The organism is Pseudomonas sp. A-1 (assembly GCF_004801855.1).
Lineage (GTDB): Bacteria > Pseudomonadota > Gammaproteobacteria > Pseudomonadales > Pseudomonadaceae > Geopseudomonas.
Genome location: NZ_SSTC01000140.1, coordinates 1 through 7062, shown reverse-complemented (window position 1 = coordinate 7062; position 7062 = coordinate 1). Strand labels below are relative to the sequence as shown.

The window sequence follows — 7062 nt, the reverse complement described above, 5'->3', positions numbered from 1 at the left end:
GTAACGCTTTGCCATGCGGGCCTCCAGCCTGTCATGGCGCCGATTCTACCCGTTCAGACTTTTCGTACAGAACCTAGTAGATTCGCTGACCGGCGGTTCAGCTTCAGCCACCAGTAACATCAGCGGCAGGCACTGTGTGCCGGCGGCTTCGGCGGATAGTGGTTCGGGGCTGGTCTGGCCGGGGCGCACCCATGCCAGCGTATGGTCGCCGTGTTTGACGATCAGCGCCGGCGACAGACTGGAAATGGCTCCAGTCGGGGCGGATTCTGGAGTAGTGGCGATGGACTGCGGGTCGGCTTCTGCCTCCGGCAGGAACACCACCGCCGGCAGCGGCAGGCTTGACCAGTCGTCCTCGGGCCAGTCGAACAGCCCGGCCTTGAGCCCCAGCGCCTCCAGTGCCTCAACTATGGCAGGGAAATCAAACGGCGGCGCAAAGCGCTGCAGCACCAGGGCAGCGTCGAAAGGGCGGCGGTAAAAGCTGGCTAGACTGCCCAGTAGCCACAGAGCCGAAGCTGTATCGAGCAGTCCTTGCGAATAGACAACCGCATCCTGCGGTGCTCCCTGCATATTATTTGTCCTTGTAGGTCGTCAGACAACGACAAACGCATCATTTGCTCTTATGAGTGTGGGGCATCTCAAGAGCAAATGTGGCGACATGAGTCGCATATGTGCAGCGCTGCCCGAGAGGCAACGGCCGGACCGAGCCCCCAGAGGCATGGCCGCTCAGCCCCGCCCCATCATCAGGTCGAGGTTGTCCGCCGCCATCTCGCGCAAAAAATCCCAGCACACCCGCATGCGCGCCAGGTCCTTGTTCTCCGCCGGCATCAGCATCCAGAAGGTGCGCACGAACTCGATGTCGTCGGCCAGTACCTCGACCAGCTTCGGCTCGCGGCGCGCGGTGAAGCTCGGCAGGATCGCCAGCCCGGCATCGGCCAGCACGGCGTTCTGCTGGGCGAGGATGCTGGTGCTGCGCAGGGCGACCTGGCCCGGGCGGCCGATCTCGTCCAAGTAGTAGAGCTCCTTGCTGTACAGCAGGTCCTCGATGTAGCTGACGAAGCGGTGCTGGCGCAGGTCCTCGCGGCGGCGGATCGGCGGGTGGCGGGCCAGATAGTCGCGCGAGCCGTACAGGCGCAGCACGTAGTCGGTGAGCCGGGTGATGATGTACGGCCCGCGCTGCGGGCGCTCCAGGGTGATGACGATGTCCGCCTCGTGACGCGCCAGGTGCACGGTGCGCGGTACCGCCAGCAGGTCGATGCCCAGGTGCGGGTAGCGCTGGCCGAGGCCCGCCAGCTGCCCGGCCAGCAGGGCGACGCCGTAGCCCTCGGTGGCGCCGATGCGCACCGAGCCGGACAGGGTGTCCGGTCCGCCCTCCCCCGGCTGCTCGATGGCCAGGAAGGCGCTTTCCATCGCCTCGGCCTGCGCCAGCAGGCGCCGCCCGGCCTCGGCCAGGCTGTAGCCGGTGCCGCCGCGGATGAACAGCGGCTGGCCGAACTGCTTCTCCAGCGCCTGCACGCGGCGCGCCACTGTGGTGTGGTCGACGCCCAGACGCCGCGCCGCCGCGGTCAGCGTGCCAGCGCGCGACAGTTCGAGGAAATAGCGCAGGTTGTCCCAGTCCATCGATGGCTCCCGGAGTGCCCAGGCACGGGCGTTTCGGCGCCATTGTGCATATTTGCAGAGCGCTTGTGCAAATCGCCCGACTACCAACGGCAATTTTCCACTGCTAGCTTGGTTCCCAGAGCCAGCATCACCGGCCACAACAACTACAAGGAAAGCCCCCGAGGCGAGGTGAACATGACCGCTACCCGCTCCATCCCCACCGTCAAGCTGCTGATCAATGGCGAGTTCGTCGAATCGCAAACCACCGAGTGGCGCGACGTCGTCAACCCGGCCACCCAGGAAGTCCTGGCCCGCGTGCCCTTCGCCACTCAGGACGAGATGAACGCCGCCGTGGCCAGCGCCAAGGCCGCCTTCAAGACCTGGCGCAAGACCCCGATCGGCGCCCGCGCACGCATCTTCCTCAAGTATCAGCAGCTGATCCGCGAGAACATGAAGGAGCTGGCGGCGCTGCTCACCGCCGAACAGGGCAAGACCCTGCCGGACGCCGAGGGCGACGTGTTCCGCGGCCTGGAGGTGGTCGAGCACGCCGCCAACATCGGCAGCCTGCAGCTTGGCGAGCTGGCCAACAACGTCGCCGGCGGCGTCGACACCTACACCCTCAACCAGCCGCTGGGCGTGTGCGCCGGCATCACCCCGTTCAACTTCCCGGCGATGATCCCGCTGTGGATGTTCCCGATGGCCATCGCCACCGGCAACACCTTCGTCCTCAAGCCCTCCGAGCAGGACCCGATGGTCACCATGCGACTGGCCGAACTGGCGCTGCAGGCCGGCATCCCGGCCGGCGTGCTCAACGTGATCCACGGCGGCGCCGACGCGGTGAACCTGCTGTGCGACCACCCGGACATCAAGGCGGTGTCCTTCGTCGGCTCCACCAAGGTCGGCACCCACGTCTACAACCGTGCCTCGCTGAACGGCAAGCGCGCGCAGTGCATGATGGGCGCCAAGAACCACGCCATCGTCCTGCCCGACGCCCACAAGCAGCAGACCCTGGCCAACCTGGTCGGCTCCTGCTTCGGCGCCGCCGGCCAGCGCTGCATGGCGCTGTCGGTGGTGATCCTGGTCGGCGAGGCGCAGAGCTGGCTGCCGGAGCTGGTCGAGAAGGCCAAGACCCTCAAGGTCAACGGCGGCACCGAGCCGGGTACCGACGTCGGCCCGGTGATCTCGCGCGCCGCCCTGGAGCGCATCAACGGCCTGATCGCCCGCGGCGTGGAGGAAGGCGCCGAGCTGCTGCTCGACGGCCGCAACCCGCAGGTGCCGGGCTACGCCGACGGCAACTTCGTCGCCCCGACCGTGTTCGCCGGCGTGCGCGCCGACATGACCATCTACCAGGAAGAGATCTTCGGCCCGGTGCTCTGCGTGATGCAGGCGACGACCATGGACGAAGCCATCGAGATCATCAACGCCAACCCCAACGGCAACGGCACGGCCATCTTCACCCGCTCCGGCGCCGCGGCCCGCCACTTCCAGGAAGAGATCGACGTCGGCCAGGTCGGTATCAACGTGCCGATCCCGGTGCCGGTGCCGCTGTTCTCCTTCACCGGCTCGCGCGGCTCCAAGCTCGGCGACCTCGGCCCCTACGGCAAGCAGGTGGTGCAGTTCTACACGCAGACCAAGACGGTCACCGCGCGCTGGTTCGACGAGGACGAAGTCGGCCACGTCAACACCACCATCACCCTGAAGTGAGCCGGGACGGCCGGCGCCGCGCGCGCCGGCCGCCACGCCAGAGAGAACAAGAAGAGGACTCACCATGCATATCGGCTTTCTCGGACTCGGCCACATGGGCGCCCCGATGGCGCGCAACCTGCTCAAGGCCGGCCACCGGCTGACCGTCTTCGACCCGGTGCCGGCCGCCGTCGCATCCCTGGTCGAGGCCGGCGCCCAGGCCGCCGACTCGGCGGGCGGCGTGGCCCGCGCAGAGGTCGAACTGATCATCACCATGCTGCCGGCAGCGGCCCACGTGAAGGCGGTCTACCTCGGCGATGACGGCCTGCTCGCCAACGTGCGCCCCGGCGTGCTGCTGATCGACTCCTCGACCATCGACCCGCACAGCGCCCGCGAGGTGGCCGCCGCCGCGGAGAAGCACGGCAACCCGATGCTCGACGCGCCGGTCTCCGGCGGCACCGGCGGCGCCGCGGCCGGCACCCTGACCTTCATGGTCGGGGGCAGCGATGCCGACTTCGACCGCGCCCAGCCGGTGCTCGCGGCGATGGGCAAGAACATCGTCCACTGCGGCGGCCACGGCAACGGCCAGGCCGCCAAGGTCGCCAACAACCTGCTGCTGGGCATCTCGATGATCGGCGTCGCCGAGGCGATGAGCCTGGGCGTGGCCCTCGGCGTCGATCCCAAGGTGCTAGCCGGCATCATCAACACCTCCAGCGGCCGCTGCTGGAGTTCGGACACCTACAACCCGTTCCCCGGCGTGATGGACAACGTGCCGGCCTCGCGCGGCTACGAAGGCGGCTTCGGCAGCGACCTGATGCTCAAGGACCTCGGCCTGGCCAGCGAGGCCGCCAAGCAGGTGCGCCAGCCGGTGATCCTCGGCGCCCTCGCCCAGCAGCTCTACCAGACCTTCAGCGCCCAGGGGAACGGCCAGCTGGACTTCTCGGCGATCATCAACCTGTACCGCAAGGACGCCTGAGCATGAGCGAAGCCCCCGTGCTGGCCGCGGTGCGCAACCGCATCGGCCACCTGACCCTCAACCGCCCGGCCGGCCTCAACGCCGTCAACCTGGAGATGGTGCGCCTGCTGCAACGCCAGCTGCAGGAGTGGGCGGATGACCCGGAGATCCTCGCCGTGGTGCTGCGCGCCAATGGCGCCAAGGCCTTCTGCGCCGGCGGCGACATCCGCGCGCTGTACGACAGCTTCAGGGCCGGCGACGATCAGTGGCAGCGCTTCTTCGAGGAGGAATACGCCCTCGACCAGTACATCCACGCCTACCGCAAGCCGATCCTCGCCCTGATGGACGGCTTCGTGCTCGGCGGCGGCATGGGCCTGGTGCAGGGCGCCGCGCTGCGGGTGATCACCGAGCGCACGAAGATGGGCATGCCGGAAACCGCCATCGGCTACTTCCCGGACGTCGGCGCCAGCCATTTCCTGTCCCGCCTTCCCGGCGAGCTGGGCAGCTACCTGGGCATCACCGGCGTGCAGATCCGCGCCGCCGACGCCCTCTACGCGGGCCTCGCCGACTGGTGCCTGCCCAGCGAACAGCTCGTCGAGCTGGACCGCTGCCTCGACAACCTGAGCTGGACGGTCCACCCGCAGGAAGCCCTGCGCACCCTGCTCGCCACCCTCGCCTCGCGCAAGCTGCCCGGCGCCGAACTCAGGGCCCTGCACCCGGCCATCGAGGAGCACTTCGCCCAGGACAGCGTGGCGGCGATCCGCGCCTCGCTGCAGGCCGAAACGCGCCCCGAGTTCCAGCACTGGGCCGAGGAAACCGTCAAGCTGCTGGACGGCCGCTCGCCGCTGGCCATGGAAGTCACCCGCGAGCTGCTGCGCCGCGGCCGCGAGCTGCCGCTGGCCGAATGCTTCGCCCTCGAGCTGCACCTGGACCGCCAGTGGTTCGAGCGCGGCGAGATCATGGAAGGCGTGCGCGCGCTGATCATCGACAAGGACAAGAACCCACGCTGGAACCCACCCTCCCTGGAGGCGGTAACCGCCGAGCGGGTAGCCAGCTTCTTCCCGAGCAGCCAGACTGCCGGCAAGACCCGCCAGGCGATCTGAACGCCCGGCGCAAAGACAAGAACAAGAGAGAACGCCGATGAACGATCTGGAATTCACCGAAGAACAACGCATGATCCGCGACATGGCCCGCGAATTCGCCCAGCGCGAGATCGCCCCTCACGCCGCTGCGTGGGCGGAGGCCGGCTGGATCGACGACCGCCTGGTCGCGCAGATGGGCGAGCTGGGCCTGCTCGGCATGGTGGTGCCCGAGGAGTGGGGCGGCAGCTACATCGACTACGTGGCCTACGCCCTGGCAGTCGAGGAAATCTCCGCCGGCGACGGCGCCCTCGGCGCGCTGATGAGCGTGCACAACTCGGTGGGCTGCGGCCCGCTGCTCAACTACGGCACCCAGGCGCAGAAGGACGCCTGGCTGCGCGACCTGGCCAGCGGCCAGGCCATCGGCTGCTTCTGCCTGACCGAGCCGCAGGCCGGCTCCGAGGCCAACAACCTGCGCACCCGCGCCGAACTGAAGGACGGCCAGTGGGTACTCAACGGCGCCAAGCAGTTCGTCACCAACGGCAAGCGCGCCAGGCTGGCCATCGTCTTCGCCGTCACCGACCCGGAGCTGGGCAAGAAGGGCCTGTCGGCCTTCCTGGTGCCCACCGACACCCCCGGCTTCGTGGTCGAGCGCGCCGAGCACAAGATGGGTCTGCGCGCCTCCGACACCTGCGCCATCGCCCTCGACGACTGCCGCATCCCGCAGGAGAACCTGCTCGGCGAGCGCGGCAAGGGTCTGGCCATCGCCCTCTCCAACCTGGAAGGCGGGCGCATCGGCATCGCCGCGCAGTCCATCGGCATCGCCCGCGCCGCCTTCGAGGCCGCGCTGCGCTACGCCCGCGAGCGCGTGCAGTTCGGCAAGCCGATCATCGAGCACCAGAGCATCGCCAACCTGCTGGCCGACATGCACACCCGCATCAACGCCGCCCGCCTGCTCACCCACCACGCCGCCCGCCTGCGCAGCGCCGGCCTGCCCTGCCTGTCCGAAGCCTCCCAGGCCAAACTGTTCGCCTCGGAAATGGCCGAACAGGTCTGCTCCAGCGCCATCCAGATCCACGGCGGCTACGGCTACCTGGAGGACTACCCGGTCGAGCGCTACTACCGCGATGCAAGGATCACGCAGATCTATGAAGGGACCAGCGAGATTCAGCGGATGTTGATTGCCCGGGAGCTGGGGAGTTACGGGGTGTAATGTTCGATTGAGGTTTGTTGTCACTATCGGGGGTGGCAGTGGCTGCCCCCGGTTGTTTTTGTCTGGGCAGCGCGCTAATCGGCGCCGCCGATAGGAGCGCACGCCGCGCGCTCGACTGTATCGTCTGTATTCCAGCGCCTGACGAAACGCTCCCAATAGTGCGCTGTGCCACAGGCTTCCATCAGCCGCTCGACCGGCTCGGTCTGCGCCTGTACATATCGGCGAAACGCTTCGCGACCCAGCCGCTTGTACTGACCATCTGCCCGTCATCGACGTTCTCGGTAACCTGCAAACGGACTTGGCCAAATCCACTGCAATCTGCTTGCACATCGCTGGAGCCCTCCGAACGCCACTTCGGCACCACGAGTGTGGTCAAGTCTGGTGCAGGGAGTGCCCATCACAGCGCTCAAATAGCTCTCCCTTATGGGTTCGACGTCGCTTCCTTCATCTTTATAGACCCGGCGGTTGCAGGAACTGAGTGCAACAAGGTTATTGGAGTGAAGCAGGTGCCTCATGATGCTTGGCCATCAGCTCGG

At 67.6% G+C, this 7062-nt stretch carries 6 protein-coding genes and 1 pseudogene; 4 read left to right on the top strand and 3 right to left on the bottom strand.

Annotated features, from left to right (window positions below):
• Positions 1-45 precede the first annotated feature (45 nt).
• Both E5198_RS19845 and E5198_RS19840 read right to left on the bottom strand, forming a co-directional pair.
• On the bottom strand, positions 46-567 hold the full coding sequence (locus E5198_RS19845; RefSeq protein ID WP_136491655.1) for a hypothetical protein: 522 nt from the start codon (positions 565-567) through the stop codon (positions 46-48).
• Positions 568-723: 156 nt separating this feature from the next.
• Positions 724-1617, bottom strand: coding sequence for a LysR family transcriptional regulator (locus E5198_RS19840; RefSeq protein WP_136491654.1), 894 nt, complete (start codon positions 1615-1617; stop codon positions 724-726).
• 174 nt (positions 1618-1791) lie between these two features.
• On the opposite strand from E5198_RS19840, the gene E5198_RS19835 reads away from it, so the two are divergent.
• From E5198_RS19835 to E5198_RS19820, 4 genes are all read left to right on the top strand, one after another.
• Positions 1792-3300, top strand: a complete 1509-nt coding sequence (locus E5198_RS19835) for a CoA-acylating methylmalonate-semialdehyde dehydrogenase (RefSeq protein WP_136491653.1) — start codon at positions 1792-1794, stop codon at positions 3298-3300.
• Positions 3301-3364: 64 nt separating this feature from the next.
• Positions 3365-4255: a 3-hydroxyisobutyrate dehydrogenase gene (gene mmsB, locus E5198_RS19830; RefSeq protein ID WP_136491652.1), complete on the top strand. Its 891-nt coding sequence runs from the start codon at positions 3365-3367 to the stop codon at positions 4253-4255.
• A 2-nt stretch (positions 4256-4257) separates the two neighbouring features.
• Positions 4258-5337 carry an enoyl-CoA hydratase/isomerase family protein gene (locus E5198_RS19825; protein WP_136491651.1) on the top strand — a complete coding sequence of 360 codons (1080 nt, stop codon included), beginning with the start codon at positions 4258-4260 and terminating at the stop codon, positions 5335-5337.
• A gap of 37 nt (positions 5338-5374) precedes the next feature.
• Complete coding sequence (locus tag E5198_RS19820) at positions 5375-6526, top strand: acyl-CoA dehydrogenase family protein (protein ID WP_136491650.1); 1152 nt, start codon at positions 5375-5377, stop codon at positions 6524-6526.
• Between the two features lie 81 nt (positions 6527-6607).
• On the opposite strand, the pseudogene E5198_RS22130 reads toward E5198_RS19820, so the two are convergent.
• A pseudogene (locus tag E5198_RS22130) lies at positions 6608-6856 on the bottom strand (IS110 family transposase); the annotation flags it as partial.
• Positions 6857-7062 lie beyond the last annotated feature (206 nt).